General features: G+C 49.3%; 23 protein-coding genes. 17 read left to right on the forward strand and 6 right to left on the reverse strand.

Annotated features, from left to right (window positions below; all coding sequences use genetic code 11):
* The first annotated feature begins 41 nt into the window (after positions 1-41).
* Both BLW68_RS07520 and BLW68_RS07525 read left to right on the forward strand, forming a co-directional pair.
* Positions 42-422 carry a BlaI/MecI/CopY family transcriptional regulator gene (locus BLW68_RS07520; RefSeq protein ID WP_092791890.1) on the forward strand — a complete coding sequence of 127 codons (381 nt, stop codon included), beginning with the start codon at positions 42-44 and terminating at the stop codon, positions 420-422.
* A complete protein-coding gene (locus BLW68_RS07525) occupies positions 415-1611 on the forward strand; it encodes a M56 family metallopeptidase (RefSeq protein WP_092791893.1) in 1197 nt (398 codons plus the stop codon). Before BLW68_RS07520 ends, BLW68_RS07525 begins: the two co-directional genes overlap by 8 nt.
* Positions 1612-1721: 110 nt before the next feature.
* Here the strand turns inward: BLW68_RS07525 and BLW68_RS07530 are convergent, their stop codons facing one another.
* Positions 1722-2519 (reverse strand): DODA-type extradiol aromatic ring-opening family dioxygenase, encoded by a 798-nt coding sequence (locus BLW68_RS07530; RefSeq protein WP_092791895.1) that lies wholly within the window; start codon positions 2517-2519, stop codon positions 1722-1724.
* Positions 2520-2651: 132 nt separating this feature from the next.
* Here BLW68_RS07530 and ybaK point away from each other — a divergent pair, with 132 nt between their 5' ends.
* A complete protein-coding gene (gene ybaK, locus BLW68_RS07535) occupies positions 2652-3122 on the forward strand; it encodes a Cys-tRNA(Pro) deacylase (RefSeq protein WP_092791897.1) in 471 nt (156 codons plus the stop codon).
* A gap of 5 nt (positions 3123-3127) precedes the next feature.
* Here ybaK and BLW68_RS07540 read toward each other — a convergent pair whose 3' ends face one another.
* Together BLW68_RS07540 and BLW68_RS07545 are read right to left on the reverse strand one after the other, a co-directional pair.
* Positions 3128-4429 (reverse strand): ATP-binding protein, encoded by a 1302-nt coding sequence (locus BLW68_RS07540; protein WP_092791899.1) that lies wholly within the window; start codon positions 4427-4429, stop codon positions 3128-3130.
* Positions 4426-5115, reverse strand: a complete 690-nt coding sequence (locus BLW68_RS07545) for a response regulator transcription factor (RefSeq protein ID WP_092791901.1) — start codon at positions 5113-5115, stop codon at positions 4426-4428. The genes BLW68_RS07540 and BLW68_RS07545 overlap by 4 nt, the downstream gene beginning before the upstream one ends.
* Positions 5116-5228: 113 nt before the next feature.
* Between BLW68_RS07545 and dsbG the strand changes: the two genes are divergently transcribed.
* Positions 5229-5987, forward strand: a complete 759-nt coding sequence (dsbG, locus tag BLW68_RS07550) for a thiol:disulfide interchange protein DsbG (protein WP_092792176.1) — start codon at positions 5229-5231, stop codon at positions 5985-5987.
* Entirely contained in the window at positions 5984-6793 is an 810-nt protein-coding gene (locus tag BLW68_RS07555) for a TlpA family protein disulfide reductase (RefSeq protein ID WP_092791904.1), read from the forward strand. Before dsbG ends, BLW68_RS07555 begins: the two co-directional genes overlap by 4 nt.
* A gap of 93 nt (positions 6794-6886) precedes the next feature.
* Here the strand turns inward: BLW68_RS07555 and katG are convergent, their stop codons facing one another.
* Positions 6887-9112, reverse strand: a complete 2226-nt coding sequence (katG, locus tag BLW68_RS07560; protein ID WP_092791906.1) for a catalase/peroxidase HPI — start codon at positions 9110-9112, stop codon at positions 6887-6889.
* A 285-nt stretch (positions 9113-9397) separates the two neighbouring features.
* Between katG and BLW68_RS07565 the strand changes: the two genes are divergently transcribed.
* Positions 9398-9871: an NYN domain-containing protein gene (locus BLW68_RS07565; RefSeq protein WP_092791907.1), complete on the forward strand. Its 474-nt coding sequence runs from the start codon at positions 9398-9400 to the stop codon at positions 9869-9871.
* A 44-nt stretch (positions 9872-9915) separates the two neighbouring features.
* On the opposite strand, the gene BLW68_RS07570 is transcribed toward BLW68_RS07565, so the two are convergent.
* Positions 9916-10539, reverse strand: coding sequence for a glutathione S-transferase family protein (locus BLW68_RS07570; RefSeq protein WP_092791909.1), 624 nt, complete (start codon positions 10537-10539; stop codon positions 9916-9918).
* Positions 10540-10713: 174 nt separating this feature from the next.
* On the opposite strand from BLW68_RS07570, the gene BLW68_RS07575 reads away from it, so the two are divergent.
* Positions 10714-11664 carry a helix-turn-helix transcriptional regulator gene (locus tag BLW68_RS07575; protein ID WP_092791911.1) on the forward strand — a complete coding sequence of 317 codons (951 nt, stop codon included), beginning with the start codon at positions 10714-10716 and terminating at the stop codon, positions 11662-11664.
* 46 nt (positions 11665-11710) lie between these two features.
* Here BLW68_RS07575 and BLW68_RS07580 read toward each other — a convergent pair whose 3' ends face one another.
* Positions 11711-12049: a YajD family HNH nuclease gene (locus BLW68_RS07580; RefSeq protein WP_092791913.1), complete on the reverse strand. Its 339-nt coding sequence runs from the start codon at positions 12047-12049 to the stop codon at positions 11711-11713.
* Between the two features lie 195 nt (positions 12050-12244).
* Between BLW68_RS07580 and BLW68_RS07585 the strand changes: the two genes are divergently transcribed.
* The 10 genes from BLW68_RS07585 (at position 12245) to thpR (ending at position 19881) form a co-directional block, all read left to right on the forward strand.
* On the forward strand, positions 12245-12634 hold the full coding sequence (locus tag BLW68_RS07585) for a DUF1622 domain-containing protein (protein ID WP_092792178.1): 390 nt from the start codon (positions 12245-12247) through the stop codon (positions 12632-12634).
* Positions 12635-12696: 62 nt separating this feature from the next.
* A complete protein-coding gene (locus BLW68_RS07590) occupies positions 12697-13278 on the forward strand; it encodes a HutD/Ves family protein (RefSeq protein ID WP_092791915.1) in 582 nt (193 codons plus the stop codon).
* A 93-nt stretch (positions 13279-13371) separates the two neighbouring features.
* Complete coding sequence (gene nadS / locus BLW68_RS07595; RefSeq protein WP_092791917.1) at positions 13372-13653, forward strand: NadS family protein; 282 nt, start codon at positions 13372-13374, stop codon at positions 13651-13653.
* 218 nt (positions 13654-13871) lie between these two features.
* Positions 13872-14792, forward strand: a complete 921-nt coding sequence (lepB, locus tag BLW68_RS07600; protein WP_092791919.1) for a signal peptidase I — start codon at positions 13872-13874, stop codon at positions 14790-14792.
* Positions 14793-15123: 331 nt separating this feature from the next.
* Entirely contained in the window at positions 15124-15426 is a 303-nt protein-coding gene (locus BLW68_RS07605; RefSeq protein WP_092791921.1) for a type II toxin-antitoxin system RelE/ParE family toxin, read from the forward strand.
* Between the two features lies 1 nt (position 15427).
* Positions 15428-15721, forward strand: coding sequence for an addiction module antidote protein (locus BLW68_RS07610; protein ID WP_092791923.1), 294 nt, complete (start codon positions 15428-15430; stop codon positions 15719-15721).
* 30 nt (positions 15722-15751) lie between these two features.
* The gene (gene nadS, locus BLW68_RS07615) at positions 15752-16036 is read left to right on the forward strand and encodes a NadS family protein (RefSeq protein WP_092791925.1); all 285 of its coding nucleotides are present in this window, start codon (positions 15752-15754) and stop codon (positions 16034-16036) included.
* A 194-nt stretch (positions 16037-16230) separates the two neighbouring features.
* Positions 16231-16884, forward strand: coding sequence for a hypothetical protein (locus BLW68_RS07620; RefSeq protein WP_092791928.1), 654 nt, complete (start codon positions 16231-16233; stop codon positions 16882-16884).
* A 181-nt stretch (positions 16885-17065) separates the two neighbouring features.
* On the forward strand, positions 17066-19360 hold the full coding sequence (locus BLW68_RS07625) for a YgiQ family radical SAM protein (RefSeq protein ID WP_092791931.1): 2295 nt from the start codon (positions 17066-17068) through the stop codon (positions 19358-19360).
* Complete coding sequence (thpR, locus tag BLW68_RS07630) at positions 19360-19881, forward strand: RNA 2',3'-cyclic phosphodiesterase (protein ID WP_092791933.1); 522 nt, start codon at positions 19360-19362, stop codon at positions 19879-19881. The genes BLW68_RS07625 and thpR overlap by 1 nt, the downstream gene beginning before the upstream one ends.
* Positions 19882-19999: the final 118 nt, after the last annotated feature.

Here is a 19999-nt window from a genome sequence, read left to right on the forward strand (position 1 = left end):
TATTAAATGTATTACAGGTGTAATCCATAAGGTGTTTTTATATGATCGAAATCAGCAATGCCGAACTTAGCGTAATGCAGGTGTTGTGGCAGCGTCAGCCGCTAAGCGCCAACGACGTGGTTGCAGCGCTGGGCAATGATAAAGACTGGCACGAGAAAACCGTAAAAACACTGCTGAACCGTCTGGTAAGCAAAGGTGCATTGGGCTTTGATAAAGATGGCAGGGCCTATTTATATTACCCGCTTATTGCCGAGCAGGATTATCAGCTGCAGCAGGGCCGATCTTTTGTTGAGCGTATATTTGCCGGCCGTGTCGCACCGCTGGTAGCCGGTTTTGCCAGCCAGAATAAACTCAACGCCGATGATGTGCAGCAGCTAAAGCAATTGATTGCGGAATGGGAGCAGGAGCAGCGCCATGACTGATTACCTGTTACAAATGTCGGTGCCGTTATCGCTACTGCTCATCGCTTTGTTGTTAGCACAGCAATATCTGCTTAAGCCCCTCGGGGCTCGCACCCTTTATGCCTTGTGGGCTGCAGTGCCACTTCTGCTGCTTTGTGCTTCCATTACCTCGCTACTGCCGCAGGTTGTTGAAGCGGGTGCCATTAAGCGCTATCAGGTAGGAATACAGCAACTCACGGCAGCAGCAGGTAACATTAACTGGCTGTTTTGGTTATGGCTTGCCGGGGTAATGCTGTGCAGCAGTTTTCTGTTGCTTAGTTATATTAGCGGCCGCGCTCAGTTTAACCGTGCAGCGCCGCTTAGTGGCACTAATACGCCAGCGTATTGCCGTCAGGCGGATAGCAGCAGCGGGCCTTATATCACCGGTTTAATTACGCCACGAATTATACTGCCGCATGATTTTTTTACCCGCTTTGACGCAACTCAGCAGCGACTGATCCTGCAACACGAGCTGACACACTGGCGCCGCGGCGACTTACATCTTAATTACCTGGCTCTGGTATTGGTTAGCCTGTTTTGGTTTAACCCGTTGGTGTGGCTGGCGTATCGGCAATACCGCAACGCCCAGGAGCTGGCCTGCGATGCACTGGTAACAAAAAATGCCAGCAAGGCAGAAAGAATTGCTTATGGTTATGCCTTATTAAGCAGTACGCAGCAGTCATCAGCAAACTGGTGGCCGCTTACTCATCACTATGGAGACTTTAACACTATGAAACAACGCATTACGCAATTACAGCGTCAGCAAGGTATCAGCAAAACAGTGGTGCTGGGAGCAATGGCACTGGTGATTGCTGCTACATTATTGCTGCAACAACCGGTTATGGCTGGTGTTAGCAAAACACAACAGCTTGCTGCGGTTATGCGCATTGAACCCCGTTATCCACTGCAAGCTGCAGAACAGGGGATCTCAGGTTATGTGCAGATTAAATTTGATGTCGATGCACAAGGTAAAGTGATCAATGCCAGTGTCGTGAAATCGAGTCCTGAACAGGTATTTGACAAAGAGGCATTACGTGCCCTGACGCAATGGCAGTATACCGCTACCGGCAAGCTGCATCTGGCGCAAATGGTGCAACTGGATTTTGAGCTGGATACCGTACAAGCAGATATCGAGCGGGTTAGCGTAACACCGGCCGCAAAAAAGGGCTGATGGTGTAGCAAAACAAGTTGGATACAAGTTGGATAGAAGTGCAATAAAGCAGCGTTAACACCGCAGTGCCGTTTAAGGGCGCTGCTTTATTGCATTTGGGCGTCGGTGTTTTACCAGCCAAACGCCAGTACAGTTTTATTTAATACTTTGTCATTAAACAGTACATGCGCTGTACCGCCTTTGGCGGCACCAAAGCAAACGTGCAGCGGCAGCAGGTGTTCTTCGCGCGGGTGCATTAATCGGGCATCAGGCGCTTGCTGCCAGTTAATCAGCCGCTGCACCTGCTCTGCATAACTGTACTGTGGTTGCAGGCTGTCGATAAAATACTGATTAAACGCCTCTAACTGCGCATCGCTTACCAGGTTGGTATTAAAAAACGCCTGCATATTATGAAAGCTCATACCTGAGCCGATAATCAGCACGTTTTGCGCGCGTAAAAAGCTGATCGCTTCACCCAAGGCGATATGCGTTTTGGCATCAAGGCCTTTTAGCAATGATAACTGCAGCACAGGAATATCAGCTTGCGGGCGCAGCATAAGTAGCGGCACAAAAACACCATGATCCCAGCCGCGGCTGGTATTTAGCTGTGTGCTAAAACCGGCTTGCTGCAGTTTTTCTGCTATTTCGGCTGCCAGTTCTGGTGCGCCGGGGGCAGGGTAGCTAAGCTGATAGCTTTGCGCCGGAAAGCCGGAGTAATCAAATAACAATGCCGGGTTGTCAGCTGCAGTAAGCGCCGGTTGGGCAGTTTCCCAGTGTGCACTAATTACCAGTATGGCGGCAGGTGGGGCCAGTTTATTGCCAAGCCCGGTAATAAATTGTGTCAGGGCTTGGTGGTTTGGGTCGCCAAGTAAAGGTAAAGGCCCGCCGCCGTGGGGTAAATACAATACAGGTGCCAGAGTTGGGGTCATTGCGTTGTGCTCGTTGGCAAAATAATATGTTCAGGCTACGCTTGCTAACCGTGCTATGCAATAGATTAAAAGTTGCGAAATAACTCAACTTTTAACAGATAAAATCGAATAATATGCAAAAAGGAGTGCTGTATGACACCGGCAATTGAGTTGGCTAAACAGCGTGGCATTGCGCATCAGGTGCATCAGTATCAGCATGATCCGGCCGCAGCTTCTTACGGGCTGGAAGCGGCAGAAAAGCTTGGCCTATTGCCGCAGCAGGTATTTAAAACCCTGGTGCTAAGTCTGGATAGCAAACAACTGGCGGTGGCAATATTGCCGGTAGATCAACTGCTCAGCATGAAACAGCTTGCCAAGGCACTGGGCGCAAAAAAGGCCGATATGGCCAATGCTGCAGATGTGATGCGTAGCACTGGCTATGTGTTAGGTGGGGTGAGCCCGCTGGGGCAAAAAAAGCTGTTGCCCACTGTTATTGACAGCTCAGCGCAACAGTTTGCCACTATTTATGTTAGCGCCGGGCGGCGCGGGCTGGAAATTGAGTTAAGCGCGGAAGATTTGTGTCGGCTGCTCAATGCACAGTTTGCACCGCTGTGTCAGAGTTAACATAGCTATCTGTGGTTTTGCAGCGGCACAGTCAGCGTAGCGGTAAACCCTTGCGGGGTGTGGCTAAAGCTGAGTGTGGCATTAAACCGTTGGCAAATACTCTGTACCAGTGTCAACCCAAGGCCGCTGCCCTGTATTTGCCCTTTACGCCAGAAAGGCTGCATGGCCTGCTTAAGATCATCTGCACTGATTCCGGGGCCAGGATCACTGATATGTATGTGTAAAGTTGATTGCTCAACCGCAGTATCAAGGCACACCAGGCCGGTATTAAGGCTGTATTTTAATGCGTTATCCAACAGATTACGCAGCATAACACTCAGCAGCTCAGCCGGTAGTGCAGGGCAAACCGGTGCAATATTGAGGCATTCAACCCGGTCTATATTGTTAAGCTTAGACAAGGCCTGGGCAATAATTTCTGCCAGAGGCTGGCTTGGTTCATCCGGCCAGTTCCCGGCAGAGTCCAGCCGTGCCAGTAGCAGTAATTGTTCAACAGTATGTTGTAATTGCAAAACACTGTTACCAAGCAATATAAGATGTTCGGCCGCAGGGCCTGGTTGGCAAAGCTGTTTACTGATCGCCGCATGGGTTTTAATGGCGGTAAGCGGTGTGCGCAGTTCATGTGCCGCATTGGCAGCAAAGGCTTGCTCCCGCCTGATCAGCTGGCTGCTGTAAGCCAGGTGATGGTTCAGCGCATTAAGTACCGGTGTTAACTCTGCCGGGGCTGATGGAATAGCGATAGGCTCGCTGCTTAGCGGGTTGTGCTGTTTAAGTTTAACGCTCAGAGCCAGCAAGGGTTTTAAACCACGGTGAATACCATAAGCTGCCAGCAGCAGGCTACCACAGAGCGCAATAATAAAAGGCAGGCCCGCAGTGAGCAGAATTTGCCACGACAATGCCTGGCGCTCGGCTATCCGGTCTGCAGTGCGGATCACCAGCTCGTCACTTTTTAGCGTGTACACCCGCCATGCTTCGCCGCCTTTTTGGTGCAGGCTGTAGCCGCTGTCTGCCTGGCGCATACTGCTACTGAGCCCGGCATGGGTTTTTAGCAGCACTTCGCCGGTTTTCAGGCTTATTTCACAGGCAACCGCAGGCATATCCGGCAATTCTACGGCTGAGCTATTTTGTTGCCAGCCCTGGGGCAGCTGATTTAGCAAACCTGCCACCATACGGGCAGATGCAGCCAGGCGCTGGTCCAGCGTATGTTGCATTTGTTTTGATAGATCAACAAACAGCCAGTATGCCGATACACTCCACAGCAGGCTGAATGACAGCAATAACATAACCAGCAGGCGCTGTTTTAAACTCATGGGTGTTTAGCCATGTTGTCTGTGCTTAACGCTGAACCTAGCCGATAGCCCAGGCCCCGTACTGTATCTATAACGTTGGCACCCAGCTTGCGGCGTAAATGGTAAATATGCACATTAAGCGCGTTGCTTTCCAGTTCGCTGTCGTGGCCCGACATTGCCACTTCCAGTTGTGCGGTAGTCAGTATTTGTCTGGGTGAATAGATAAATTTAGCCAGCAAACGCACCTCTCTCTGGGTTAGAGAGACAGGCTGTTTATTCAGATAAACCTGCATTGCAGACGGGTCAAATTGTAAAGGGCCGTATTGCAGCATAGCGCTGGCTTTACCTACACTGCGCCGCAGTAATGAATGCAGTCTGGCAACCAATTCATCAAAGTCAAACGGCTTGAGCAGGTAATCATCAGCGCCTTGCTGCAAGCCGCGTACTTTATCTGCAGTTTGATCTCTGGCAGATAAAATAAGTACTGGTGTCAGTATGTTGGCTGCACGCCAATTGCGTAATAGGGTTATGCCATCACCGTCAGGTAAGGTTAAATCCAGAATAATAATATCAAAGTTAAATGCGTTAACTGCCAACCCGGCAGAAGTAGCCGTTTCGGCGTGATACACCTCGAAATGTTGCAGTTGCAACGCGACAATCAAGGCGTTGGCAATTGCTGCGTCATCTTCAATCAGTAGTAGCTGCATAGGTGCCTCCGGTTTGAGGGCATCAGTATGGTTTAACAGGATTAAGTCAGAATTAATGCTGACTTAATCTAAAGCCCATAGTTTTGCTGCAACATAACATGTTGGAGCTTGCCATGAATAATTTGAGTATCAGTATTTTTCTGTTAACCAGCGGTTTTAGCAGCTACGTCAGCGCTGCAGAAGAGCCCGCAGTAATAAAGTATATTAAGCAGCAAGGTGTTACCATTGCCGGTACCTTTGAAACTGAAGCGGGTGTTAAAGGTTATGCCGCCAAAGTGCAGGGCCGGGAGCTGAGTATTTACCTGACGCCGGATAACCAACATGCACTTATTGGCAGTTTAATTAACGCAAAAGGTGAAGACTTGGGTACGGCTGCGTTGCAGCGGTTAATCAGTGCGCCGCAAAATAACCTGGCCTGGCAGCAACTGGAACAGGCAGATTGGGTGGCCGATGGTAAAGCAGATGCACCGCGTATTATTTATACCTTTACTGATCCAAATTGCCCGTTTTGCCATCGTTTGCGCCAGGCGGCGGCGCCTTTTATCGACAAAGGCCAGGTACAGCTTCGCCATGTTATGGTGGGTATTTTACGCCAGGATAGTTTAGCCAAAGCTGCGAATATTCTCGGAGCGAAAGACCCAGCTATGGCATTGCAGCAACATATTCAGCGCTATGAGCAAGGTGGTAGCAAAATAGATAACGCAGCGGTAGCTAAAGGTGAAGCCGTTATTTTAAAAAACAATGTATTAATGCAACAACTGGGGGTAGCTGCTACACCAACCAGTTTCTACCGTGATGTTAACGGTGATATTCAGATGATACAGGGTATGCCCTCTGCCACAATATTGGCAGCTATGTTCGGAGACTTATGATTGCCATTAATATAGGGCCGCTGGCGTTACCGGTGCCGCCGTTGCTGTTGTTGTTTAGTGTTGTAGTGGGCCTGATTGTCGCTTCTCTGGTGGCGAAAAGGCAGCAAAGCCCGGTTACTGATCAGTTGCTAACCGTGTTGCTGGTAAGCCTGCTATTTGGCCGTATCGTTTTTGTACTGCGTTTTATGCAAAGTTATGACTCTTTCTGGCAAATGCTGGATATCCGCGACCGGGGTTTTGATTTTTCGGCTACCTTACTGGCTGCCATGATTATGCTTATGCTGCAGATAAAGCGTTACCCAAAACAGCGTAAAGCTTTGCTAAGCGGTGCGCTTTCTACCGTAGCGCTATTTGCGGTATTAATCACCGTGGTGACGGTAGGCAGACAACAGGCGCAATTGCCCGATGTCGTGCTGTCGCAGTTAGATGGTAGCAGTGTTAACCTGCAGCAAAGCAAAGGCCAGCTTACCATTGTTAACCTCTGGGCCACCTGGTGCCCACCATGCCGGCGTGAAATGCCGGTATTGGCCAAAGCTGAACAAAACAACCCTGATATTAATTTTGTGCTGATAAACCAGCGTGAACCCGCCGACACGGTAAAACAGTTTTTAGCGCAAATGTCGTTACAGTTTTCGCAGGTGCTGCTGGATACCACCGGGCAGGTGCCGCAGCAGTTCGGTGCTTTTGGCCTGCCGGTAACGCTGTATTTTGATGCACAGGGCCAGCTGGTAGACAGCCATATGGGCGAGGTATCTGATGCCAGTCTGGCAGCTGCTATCAGCAAGCTGCGTAACAGTTCACTTTAAACAGCCATAAAAAGTACCTATAAAAAAGTATCCATAAAAAACGGGCGCTGTGTCGGCGCCCGTTTGTTGCTTATCACCTATTTAGGGCAGTGATTACTTTAAATCAAAGCGATCGGCATTCATTACTTTGGTCCAGGCTTTTACAAAGTCTGTGACAAATTTTTGTTTCGCATCGCTGGCGCCATACACTTCGGCAATAGCGCGCAGTTGTGAATTAGAACCAAAAATCAGATCGACGCGGCTGGCAGTCCATTTTACCTGACCGGTTTTACGATCAGTGCCCTCAAACTGCTGGGCGTCTTTTGACACCGGAGCCCACTGTGTATTCATATCCAGCAGGTTAACAAAGAAGTCATTGCTTAGCGTGCCGGGTTTTGCCGTAAATACGCCGTGTTTGCTCTGGCCGTAGTTAGCATCCAGTACCCGCATACCACCGACTAATACTGTCATTTCCGGTGCGGTTAAGGTTAACAGTTGCGCTTTGTCCAGCAGCAGCTCTTCAGCTGATATCGTGTAAGCCTTTTTCATATAGTTACGAAAGCCATCTGCAACCGGCTCCAGCACATCGAATGATTCTGCATCGGTTTGCTCGTCTGTAGCATCAGTACGGCCAGGGGCAAAAGGTACAGCAACGGTTACACCGGCATCATTAGCGGCTTTTTCAATTGCGGCTACGCCTGCCAGTACAATGATATCAGCCAGCGATATCTTTTTATTACCGCTTTGCGTAGCATTAAAGTTTTGCGCAATAGTGCCAAGTACACTTAGCACCTGTTGCAACTGGGCCGGTTGGTTTACCTGCCAGTCTTTTTGTGGCGCTAAGCGGATACGGGCACCGTTGGCACCACCACGGCAGTCTGAACCACGGAAGGTAGAGGCTGACGACCAGGCGGTATATACCAGTTGCGATACGCTTAAACCGGATGCCAGAATAGTCGTTTTTAGCTGAGCAATATCCGCGTCATTAACCAGCTCGTGATCTACCGCTGGTACCGGATCTTGCCAGATCAAATCTTCTGCTGGTACTTCCGGCCCCAGGTACCGTGATTTTGGCCCCATATCGCGGTGGGTTAATTTAAACCAGGCACGGGCAAAGGCATCGGCAAACTCGGCCGGGTTTTTATGGAAATGCTCAGAAATTTTACGGTAAGCCGGGTCTTCACGCATGGCTATATCGGCAGTTGTCATCGCCAGTACGGTACGCTGGCTGGCATCTTCAACATCCGGCGCATGATCTCTGTCAGCAAGGTTTACTGCTGCCCACTGATGCGCACCGGCCGGGCTTTTAACCAACTGCCAGTCATAACCAAACAATACGCCAAAGTAACTGTGATCCCAACGGGTGGGGGTTGGTGTCCAGGGGCCTTCAATACCACTGGTAATAGTGTCGCGGCCTTTACCGCTTTTAAAACTGTTTTTCCAGCCCAAACCCATTTGTTCGATAGGCGCAGCTTCAGGCTCTGCGCCTACGTTAGCTGCATCACCGGCACCATGTGATTTACCAAAGGTGTGGCCACCGGCGGTTAATGCCACGGTTTCGTAGTCATTCATTGCCATCCGGGCGAAGGTTTCACGCACATCACGGCCAGAGCCTAATGGATCGGGGTTGCCATCCGGGCCTTCCGGGTTAACGTAGATCAGGCCCATTTGCACAGCAGCCAACGGGTTTTCCAGATCGCGCTCGCCGGAGTAACGGCTGTTAGGCTTGTCGCTGGTGGCCAGCCACTCAGTTTCAGCGCCCCAGTAGACATCTTCTTCCGGCTCAAAAATGTCGGCCCGGCCGCCGCCATAACCAAAGGTTTTAAAGCCCATTGATTCCAGCGCAACGTTACCGGCTAAAATAAATAAGTCGGCCCAGGATAATTTGTTACCGTATTTTTGTTTTACCGGCCACAGCAAGCGGCGGGCTTTATCCAGGTTGCCGTTATCCGGCCAGCTGTTTAGCGGTGCAAAACGCTGGTTGCCGGTAGAGGCACCGCCACGGCCATCACCGGTGCGGTAGGTGCCTGCAGCGTGCCATGCCATACGGATCATAAAAGGTCCGTAATGGCCGTAATCTGCCGGCCACCAGTCTTGTGAGTCGGTCATTACATGCTCAAGATCTTTTTTTACTGCTGCCAGATCAAGTTTTTTAAATTCTTCAGCGTAGTTAAAATCTTCACCCAGCGGGTTCGATTTCTTGTCGTTCTGGTGCAAAATTTTCAGGTTAAGCTGGTTAGGCCACCAGTCCATATTTTTGGTGCCGGCACCACCAACTTTGGTGTTACCGCCGTGCATCACCGGGCATTTTCCGGCTGAGCCGTTATTGTTGTTATCCATATTTTACTCCTTGCAACGTGGGTTTTTCAGGGCTACTGCATGCACCTGCTTTGATAATGCATTGAATATAGACCTGACGGTTAAACTGCGAAAGCCACTTTTGTCTATCGTGCTAATCGTTTTTTCGAATTGACTATTACAAATTTAGTTAATGTTTTCAGTCGGTTTGTCTGTGGTTATATAGGATGGTTCAAATCAAATGGCTTTGCTGTGGCAGCGTAAAAAGGGTTGCACCCTTATGCTTTGCCGGTTAGCTTACAGGCTATTGCCAAATAGAGGCTTGCCATGACCAGCGTTACCATTTTGGTAGATGTACAAAACATCTACTACACCAGCCGTGAAGCCTGGCAGCGCAATTTTGACTATAACGCTTTTTGGCGCCAGGTAACCGCCGGGCGTACTGTCGTTAAAGCCATCGCTTATGCCATAGATCGCGGTGATGAAAAACAGCGCCAGTTTCAAAATATTCTGCGTGCCATCGGCTTTGAGGTAAAACTAAAGCCGTTTATTCAGCGCGCCGATGGCAGCGCCAAAGGTGACTGGGATGTGGGTATAACGCTGGATGCTATCGAGTACGGCCAGCACAGTGATGTGCTGGTGCTGGCCTCCGGCGATGGCGATTTTGGCCTGCTGGCAGACAAACTTACCACTAAGTACCAAACCGAAGTAGAGGTATACGGTGTAGAAGGTTTAACTGCCCAGGCGCTGATGAAAGCCGCTACACGGTTTATTGCGATTGACGAAGCACTGCTGCTATAGTAAGCGCCAGGTTTTGCAGTTGCCTGGCGCGTAAGCACTTATGCTTAGGCCGGTTCTGGCAGCAGGGCATCATCCAGTTGATTGGCTTTAATGGCAGCTTCCCGTGCTTGCAACCGTTGTACGTACTCAGTAAAAGCAGGCCGTTTTTCCAGCGTATCAAACATCATACCCCACTCAATATGGCTGCCCACATACACATCAGCCGCAGTAAATTGCTCACCACAAATATAAGGGCCCTGTGTTAAAGCGGTTTCCAGCGCATTTAACGTATCCTGATACAGGCCACAACCTGCAGCGGCTGCGTTGTCGGCATCAAGGCGCCAATTATAGGCTTTGGCAGTGGTGGCCATCTCCAGCGGGCCGGCAGCAAAAAACAACCAGCGGTAATAGTTGCCGCGCTGCGGGCTATCGGGCGCAGGGGCCAGTTGCTTGTCGGCAAACTGATCGGCCAGGTAGGCACAAATGGCGGCGGCTTCGGTTACTACCACATCACCATGGGTAATTACCGGTACTTTGCCCATCGGGTTTAGTGCCAGAAATTCAGCCGATTTTATTTCAGGGCCATACTGCAGCACTTTTACCTCGTAAGGTACATTCAGCTCTTCCAGCATCCAGCGGATAATACGGCCACGCGACTGCGGGTTGGTATATAAGGTTAATGGTTTCATTTTATTTACTCCTTGTTGCTTATTTTTTGTCGTTAATAAGTGTGGGTTGTTGGCGGTTTTTTCGCTACCTGGGTACTGTAAAACTCAAATAGGACAGAATACGTCCTAATTATCGGTTATATTTTGTGTCTGTTAGTAACAACAGGAAGCGTAAATTAACAGGTGCAGATATACATGAGCGGCCCGACTATCCGAGTGCTTAGCCTGCTAGAGCTGCTGCAGTCTCATGGCCGTTTAAGCGGCACTGAGCTAGCTGCAAGGCTGGGGGTAGATAAGCGTACAGTGCGCCGTTATATTCAGGCGCTGGAACAATTGGGTATTCCGGTTACTACCGAGCAGGGCTGCGACGGCGGTTATATGTTGGTGGCCGGTTTTAAACTACCGCCAATGATGTTTACCAATGACGAAACTCTGGCATTGTCGCTGGGCTTATTGGCCGCACACAACCTTAATCTGGCCGATACGCAGGTTGCCATCAGCAGCGTTCAGGCCAAGCTGGAGCGGGTTATGCCAGCTAAACTGAAATCCCGCGCCCGGGCCATTGCCGACAATATCAAAGTAATATTGCCAGCATCTGACACTGAAACATCTGGCCAGCACCTGGCACCGTTATTAGATGCACTGGAGCAGCAGCGTTCGGTTACTATCCGTTATGCCTCTTATCAGCAAGCGCCGGTTTTCAGACAAGTTGACCCATACGGTTTGCTGTTTCGCAGCGGCCGCTGGTATATGAGTGGCTATTGTCACCTGAGGCAAGAGCTGCGAACCTTCCGGCTGGATCGTCTGCAACAGATCGAATTGCTGCAGCAGTGCTTTAACCGGCCAGCGAATTTTGATACGGCAGAGCATTTTACCAGCAGCCTCTATGGTATGCCGGGCAATTTAGATGTGCAGGTCATGCTGCATACTGACAAACACACAGCAGCACAGGCGATGGGTGAAACGGCATCGATGTTAAAGCCTCAAGCCGAAGGCTTACTGCTAAGCACCCGCACCGACAGCTGTTATTGCTTAGCGCAGTGGCTAAGCCAACTGCCGTTTGATTTTAGTATTATCGAGCCGCCTGAACTAAAACTCGCGTTAAAGCAGCAGGCTGAGCGTTTGATGAACATTGCACAGCGTTAATGTTAGCATTGCCCTGGTTCGCGCTTCGCCAGCGTGCTGGCAAATATCACTTAGGCTTGTTCAGCAAGGCTTTTAAATCGGCAAAAGGGTTGTGGGTAGCCGGTGCCACTTTTTGCTCGGTAGTGCCGCCATACAGCACAAACTCGTGGAATTTATTGTGCTCATTATCATGGCAATAAATACAGAGTAACTCCCAGTTGCTGCCATCGGAGGGGTTATTGCTGTGGTTGTGATCAATATGATGCACCGTTAATTCGCGCAAATTAGAATGCACAAACTCACGGGCACAACGGCCGCATACCCAGGGGTACATTTTTAACGCCTTGTCGCGATAACCTTGTTCTTGTTGCTGATAGGCCTGTGCACCGCTGTTGGTTTTGCTCATAATTGTCCTGCTTAACTTGGTTTAGTAACACGGCGGGTTATACCCATGCTGTGTTATAAAAGATGGCTTGATTTTAACAGCCATACACGCTTAAGCAATGCTTGTTTTGGCAGTTTAAAGCCACATTGTCTTGCTGGCCAAAGCTTTGCATGGTATTGCAAAATAAAGCTGTTTGAATGCAGTAAAGGAGCACAAATGACAAACGGAATAACGAATATGGCTGGCTCAGTGCCAGAGTGGTGTGCCATGGCAATTGAGCTGTTGGGCATTGCTATTATTACTGTCATTGCTATTTACGCCCTGGTGCATGCCGGCATACGGCTGGTAAAAGGTGATGCAGTGAGCGATATCCAGCAACAGGTGCGCCAGCAGCTGGGGCGGGGCATCTTGCTGGGGCTGGAGTTTTTAATCGCGGCAGACATTATTCATACTGTTGCGGTGGAGCTTACCTTTGAAAACGTGGGGGTACTGGCGCTGGTGGTGTTAATCCGCACCTTTTTAAGCTTTACCCTGGAGCTGGAGTTAACCGGCAAATGGCCCTGGCAGCAGGCTGGCTCTGAAACCAAAAATGGTGCAGGCAATTAACAATTAACCAAGGCATATAAAGTTAAGTAGCCTTTTTGGCCAGCGTATTTAATTGAGACACTATGAGCCTAGAAATTATCACGCCAGAACAATGGCAAACCCAGCGCTGGCAAAACGGCGGCGGCATTACCCATCAGCTGTGCCGACAGGACGACGCCAACGGTATGCTATGGCGCTTATCTATTGCAGAAGTAGCCAGCGACGGCCCGTTCTCCCGTTTTGATAATATCGACCGCATAATTCTGCTGCTTACCGGCGAGGGCTTTTGTTTACATGGTGTGGGCGATAACCCGCAGGTACTGGATGCGCCACTTATGCCGTTTTCCTTTGCCGGTGAAACTACCATTCACTGCAGTTTAGTAAATGGCGCCGTGCGCGACTTTAACCTGATGACCCGCCGCGATGCTGTGCAGGCGCAGCTGCAGGTACTGACTATTAGCAGCGCTGTACAAACCTTGCCGCTAAGCCCGCAAACGCTTATCTATATTGCCAGCGGCAGCGTAAATGCAGTGCTGGGCGAAAAGCGCATAACGCTGGAAGCGCAGCATACACTTAGCTTGATTGATGAGGCGGGCAGTGTGCAGTTAAGCAGCAGTGATAGCGCACAGGTTGTTTATATCGGTTTGTCGGCCAAGCCGACATAACCACGCAGCATTTTACTCTGATTAGTAACTGCATTAGCGAATAAGTACATTTGGTGTACACTGTACTCTTTTTCTGGCGAGGCGAGGTGTAGTATGAGTATCTTCGAGCTAAAGGATTCTCTGACCGAAGCGGTGGATATTAAGCAAGGTCGAAAACAAGCAAGCCGGGTAACCCGCTATGAAGTGGCGGATGTTAAAACCCTGCGCGAAAGTTTAGCCATTACCCAGGCCCAGTTAGCCCAAGCGTTGGGTACCAGTGTTGATACGATAAAAAGCTGGGAGAGCAAGCGCCGCAACCCAACCGGCCTTGCCGCCAAGGTGCTGGCTACTATTCAGGATAACCCCGAGTTCTACCACCAACTGGCAGCGCACTAAACAGGCAAGTACACCAAATCATCGTAAAGGTGCATTATTGAGCCCTTTGTTTTTGCAGCAAATAAAGCCTTGACCAGGTTTGGTTTTTCGGTGAATGTAGCGGAAATATGAAACTGACTAGCGTTACTCGGTGGCAGTTAAACGGCTCCGGCGAATTGTAACAATTGGATCTGCCCCCGAAGGTTTTTTCAGATTCGGCGTTTTTTTAAGGAAGTAATGTGTATACAGAATGGAAACCTAACAGCTGGATTGCCGTATTGTTTGGATTGCTGTTTCAACCCTTCGTATTTTTATACGTAAACCGGCCACGCTATTTTTTCTATTATCTGGCTCTGACACTGGGCTGCATTTTTCTTACGCAGCATCCAATAAGCGCGGCACTATTTTCAGAAGGTGGCAAAGCTCAGCATTGGCCATACGCCATTACCATCGCTTGTGCCATACATGCGTATATCCTTAGTGCTAAGTATGATGTTTCACAAAAAAGAAGCTGGTGCGCTAGTTGGTGGGCAACGTTACTCTGCGTAGTAACGGTATATTTTTCACTTTTCGTTACGAAAACGTTTTTTTATGACTTTTACTCTATTCCCGCTGCATCAATGAGCCCGGCGTTAAATACCGGAGATTATGTGGTTGTTAGTAAAAATGGTTATGGCAACTACTCTTATGCTGGAATACCTGTGTTGCAAACTAAATCAACCGCGACAGTGCAACGTGGTGACATAGTTGTGTTTAAAAAGCCCGGAAATGAAACACCAGACTTTATTAAGCGGGTAATAGCCGGTCCGGGAGATAAAATTTACTATCAACATAAACGCCTATATCTAACCAGAGCATGTGATGGCTGCTTAGAATACGAGCTGATTGATAATGTGGAATTGGATAGCGCAGCTGCGAGTGAGATTTCACAATATCAGGAGACGCTGGACGGGCAAAAGTATCAAATCCAGCAGAACACAGCTAAACCCGACTTTATACAACATTACTTCCGTCAGCAGGGCATGCGCCTGGGTGAATGGCAAGTTCCGGCGGGGCATTATTTTGTTATGGGCGATAATCGCGACAATAGTCTGGACAGCAGATACTGGGGCTTTGTGCCTGAGCAAAATATAGTGGGTAAAGCGGTGTATATATTTTAACTAACCGCACAGTGTGGCCGCTGCGATTAACCTTTAGCTCAGCCGGTAACAGATTGCATACTAAATTAGCCACCACACCAATCCAACTTAAGGGCGCATTATTGCGCCCTTAGTTTTTTCTGAAGATAAAGCCTCGATAAGGTTGTTTTTTTGCAATTGGTATTTGAACCAATACAACAACCTAACGCCATCCTGTCAAAAATTTGCTTACTTTATAACAATTGCTAAGGTTGAGTATAAGTTAATATTTAGTGAGTTTTTCATGCGTGCGCTTACAAGATTTGCTTGTAACACAAGATAACCTTGCAAAAAGTATCTTGAGGGATACACTATGAGCATAAAACAAATTAAAGCAACAGAGCAGTTTAGCTGCTGGCTGGATGGCCTAAAAGATATTCAGGGCAGAGCACGCATTCAGGCCCGGATACAACGTCTTGCCGCTGGTAATCCTGGTGTCTATCGCAATTTAAAGTTGGGCGTGTCTGAGCTGAAAATTGATGTTGGGCCAGGGTACAGGGTGTACTACACGCAACGGCACAATGTGCTGATCATTCTGTTGTGTGGCGGCGATAAAGCAAGCCAGCGCGGCGATATCGATTTAGCGTATCAATTGATAAACAACCTTGAGGTGTAACATGAGCATAAAACTGCAAGATTACGATGTAGCAGAGCACCTGCGTACACCAGAGGAGATGGCGGCTTATCTTGAGGCCTCAATAGCCGAATGTGATGGTGATGCCAGCTTTGTTGCCAAAGCGCTGGGTGACATTGCTCGTGCGAAAGGCATGGCCACATTGGCGCGCGATACCGGCCTGGGTCGCGAGAGCTTATATAAAGCACTATCCGTTGATGGCAATCCGCAATTAAGCACGGTACTAAAAGTCGCCAAAGCACTTGGCTTGCAATTCAGTGTCAAGCCAGCGGCTTAAATTGTCATCGGGCAATGTGCGAGGTGTAGTATGAGTATCTTTAACGAGCTAAAGGATTCTCTGACCGAAGCGGTGGATATTAAACACGGGCGTAAGGCTCCAAGCCGGGTCACCCGCCATAAAGTGGCAGATGTTAAAACCCTGCGCGAAAGTTTAGCCATTACTCAGGCGCAGTTAGCCCAAGCGCTGGGTACCAGTGTCGATACCATTAAAAGCTGGGAGAGTAAAAGGCGTAACCCAACTGGCCTGGCCGCCAAAGTGTTGGCTACTATTCAGGACAACCCCGAGTTTTACCACCAACTGGCACCGCACTAAACTGGCCGGTACACCAAATCAGTGTAAGGGCGCATAATCGCGCCCTTAGTTTTTGCAGCAAATAAAGCCTTGACCAAGTTTGGTTTTTCGGTAAATGTAACAGCAAGTTTAAGGCTGGCTAACTTGGTTTAGTGGGAGTTGAGAGAGTCTGGCAAAGGCATGATTTGATCCTGATTGATATAAGGACATTTTGAATGAAACATCTGAAAGGACGCTGGCGAGCGCTGCTCCGAGGACCTATACACATCATCTCAATGCTGGCCATTTCATGGCTTACGTATTGGTACTTTAGATATTCTCAAACGTGCTGGGAACACTACGATGTTGCTTGTATGTCCTCAGATACCAGCGAACTGGTTTGGAAAATTGCAATCGCTCTATCGCAGTTCGCTGGTATCGGTCTTCTCTTGTGGGACCTGGACAAAAAATTAAACGCACTCATTGGCACTAAATTAGTAGGGTATTTTTTTAACAAACTAAAAGCTTGGTGGCGTTTGTGGTTCAAGCAAAAGTACTCAATGAAAGTTGAGGTGGGGGTACCTCTTTTTTACGTTGGCAGCGATGTCAGTATGACATTTAAAAAAGCTGATATTTCCATTGAGGAACGATTGGCAGAAATTGAAACATCGCTTGAGATACACAGAAAAGCTATCGCTAAAGAAGCTGAGGAAAGAAGACGGCTAGAAAGTCACGTGAATGACAGTGTTAAACGGCTTGAATCCGATATTGAACAACGTAGTGACCACGTGCTGGGTAAGGTGAAGGAAATTCATGTCGGTGGCTATACAATGCAGGCATGGTCAATTTTTCTGATTCTATATTCTGCAGTACTAGGTGTATTTGTGTAAGTCCAACCTATTGTAAAAAATTGAATTTTTACGTGAGAGATTTACGCGCCAATTAGAACTTACCACCATTCGCCTTTCCCTTGCACTCCTTGTATAATACGCGCCCTTGATACACTCTGGTGCTTAATTTATGTCCACTGTTGCTACTACCGTTTCCCGCAAGTCTGCCCCTGTAGCACGCATGGCGCCTGAGCGTGACTTATTCAGCTACCCGAAATACTGGGCCGAGTGCTATGGCACGGCGCCGTTTTTACCTATGTCGCGCGCCGAGATGGATAAACTGGGCTGGGACAGCTGCGATGTTATTTTGGTAGTAGGCGATGCCTATGTAGACCACCCCAGCTTTGGTATGGCGGTAGTAGGACGTATGTTAGAAGCCCAGGGCTACCGCGTTGGCCTGATTTGTCAGCCGGATTGGCACAGCAAAGACGACTTTATGCGGCTGGGCAAACCAAACCTGTTTTACGGGGTGTCTGCCGGTAATATGGACTCGATGATTAACCGCTACACCGCCGATAAAAAGCTGCGCCATGACGATGCTTATACCGCCGGTGACATTGGCGGCAAGCGGCCGGACCGGGCGGTTACCGTGTACACCCAGCGCTGTAAAGAAGCCTATAAAGATGTGCCGGTAATTATTGGTGGTATTGAAGCCAGCCTGCGCCGTATTGCGCACTATGATTACTGGTCAGAAAAAGTGCGCCGTTCAGTTATTTTTGACGCCAAGGCCGATATTTTAATCTACGGCAATGCCGAGCGGCCATTAATCGAAGTAGCACATCGTATTGCCTCTGGTGTGCCGGTAAGCGAGATCCACGATGTGCGTGGCACGGCTGTGATCCGTAAAGAGCCATTACCCGGCTGGCGCGGTGTGGACTCTACCGCTATTGATAAAATCGGCAAAATTGACCCTATCTCCAACCCTTATGGCGCCGATGATGTTGGCTGCAGCAGTTATTCGGAATATGCCAAAGCCGGTATTGATCTGAGTAAACCCGCTGAAGTAGAAGCCAAACCGATTTTAGTGCAGCCGCCACGGCAAAAACCTTGGGAGCAAACCTACGTTAAGCTGCCGGCGTTTGAGCAGGTAAGCGTAAATAAGCCGCTGTATGCTCATGCTTCGCGCATTTTGCACCAGGAAACTAACCCGGGTTGTGCCCGTGCGATAATGCAGCGCCATGGCGACCGGCATATCTGGGTTAACCCGCCGGCATTTCCGCTTTCTACAGAAGAGATGGATTTAGTCTTTGGCTTGCCGTATCAGCGCGTGCCGCACCCGGTGTATGGCAAGGAGAAAATTCCGGCCTACGAGATGATTAAAACCTCGGTGAATATTATGCGCGGCTGCTTTGGTGGTTGCTCGTTTTGCTCTATTACCGAGCATGAAGGCCGCATTATTCAAAGCCGCTCGAAAGAATCGATCATGCAGGAGATCAAGGATATTCGCGATAAAGTACCGGGCTTTACAGGCGTGATATCCGATCTTGGCGGCCCCACGGCCAATATGTACCGCTTAAACTGTAAAAACCCGAAAGCCGAGCAAACTTGCCGCCGGCCAAGCTGCGTGTACCCGACCATTTGCGAGCATATGGACACCGACCAGAGCCCGACGGTAGAGCTGTACCGCGAAGCGCGTACTTTGCCTGGCATTAAAAAAGTGTTGGTGGCCTCCGGCGTGCGTTACGACTTAGCAGTAGAAGACCCGAACTATGTACGCGAGCTGGTGCAGCACCATGTTGGCGGCTATTTAAAAATCGCGCCCGAGCACACCGAAAGTGGCCCGTTGTCGAAGATGATGAAGCCTGGCATGGGTGCTTATGATAAATTTAAAGAAATGTTCGACCGCTTTAGTAAAGAGGCCGGTAAAGAGCAATTTTTAATTCCGTATTTTATTGCTGCCCACCCGGGCACCACCGATATGGATATGATTAACCTGGCGCTGTGGTTAAAAGAGCGTGACTTTAAACTGGACCAGGTACAAAACTTTTACCCCAGCCCAATGGCGAACGCGACCACCATTTACCACACGGAAATGAACTCGCTGAAAAACATCAACAAAGCCAATGATGAAGTGGTAGCGGTGCCTAAAGGCGAGCGCCAGCGCCGCTTACATAAAGCCATACTGCGCTACCACGACCCCAAAGGCTGGCCGCAAATTCGCGAAGCCTTAATTAAAATGGGCTTAAAGCATTTAATTGGCCGCAGCAAAGGCTGTTTGGTGCCGGAAGAGGGCAAAGACGAGCAGTTTAAAAAGCCACAAAAAGGTGGCCAACCAGCACTTAGCCGTCACACCGGTTTAAACCCGGCGGCTAAGGCCATTGCTAAGCGTAGCCAGCGTGAAACATGGGAAAAAGACGACAAGCAAGGCAAAAAGCCGCAGGGTAACAAGCCGTTTAACGCCAGTGGCAAACCTGCCGCTAAAAGCCCTGCAGGCAAAGCTCAGGGCCAGAAGAGCCCGCCGCGGTCTAAAGGCTGATGCAGCGGCTGTTTTTCAGCCTAAAGTTCTCCCCGGCGCAGCAACAGCAGTTGCTGCCGTATCAGCAGCAGGCGCTGGGTTTATGCCCGGCGGCCAGAGCCGTTGATAGCGACAACCTGCATTTAACGTTGTTTTTCTTAGGTCAGGTTAATACCACCCAGCAACAACGGCTGGTTGCAGCGGCACAGCAAATTAAAGCACCGGCCTTTAGCCTGACGCTGGATCATCTGGCTTGCTTTGCCAAACCGAAAATTCTTTATCTGGCGCCTTCGGTAATACCCGATGCACTGTTGCAGTTACAACAGCAGGTGGCGGCGTTGTGTAAAGCAGAAGGCTTTAGCGATAGCCATGATAACTACCGGCCGCATATTACTCTGGCGCGCCACGCGGTATGTGCAGAAGATTATTATCAGCAGCTGGCGCCATTAACTTTGCAGATCAATGAATTTGTCCTGTACCATTCAACGCAGTGGGATGGGCGCTTGCAGTATTTGCCGCTTTATCACTTTATGCTGATATAACAACTCTTTAGCCTCAGGGGATTAAGAGTTTTATCTCAACCTGCTATAGTTCATCAGTGATTAATTTTCGCCACTTATACTCGGCGCACACACCCGAACAACGACACCCCGTTAACAA

Origin of the sequence: Rheinheimera pacifica (assembly GCF_900108485.1) — a bacterium.
Classification (GTDB): domain Bacteria; phylum Pseudomonadota; class Gammaproteobacteria; order Enterobacterales; family Alteromonadaceae; genus Alishewanella; species Alishewanella pacifica.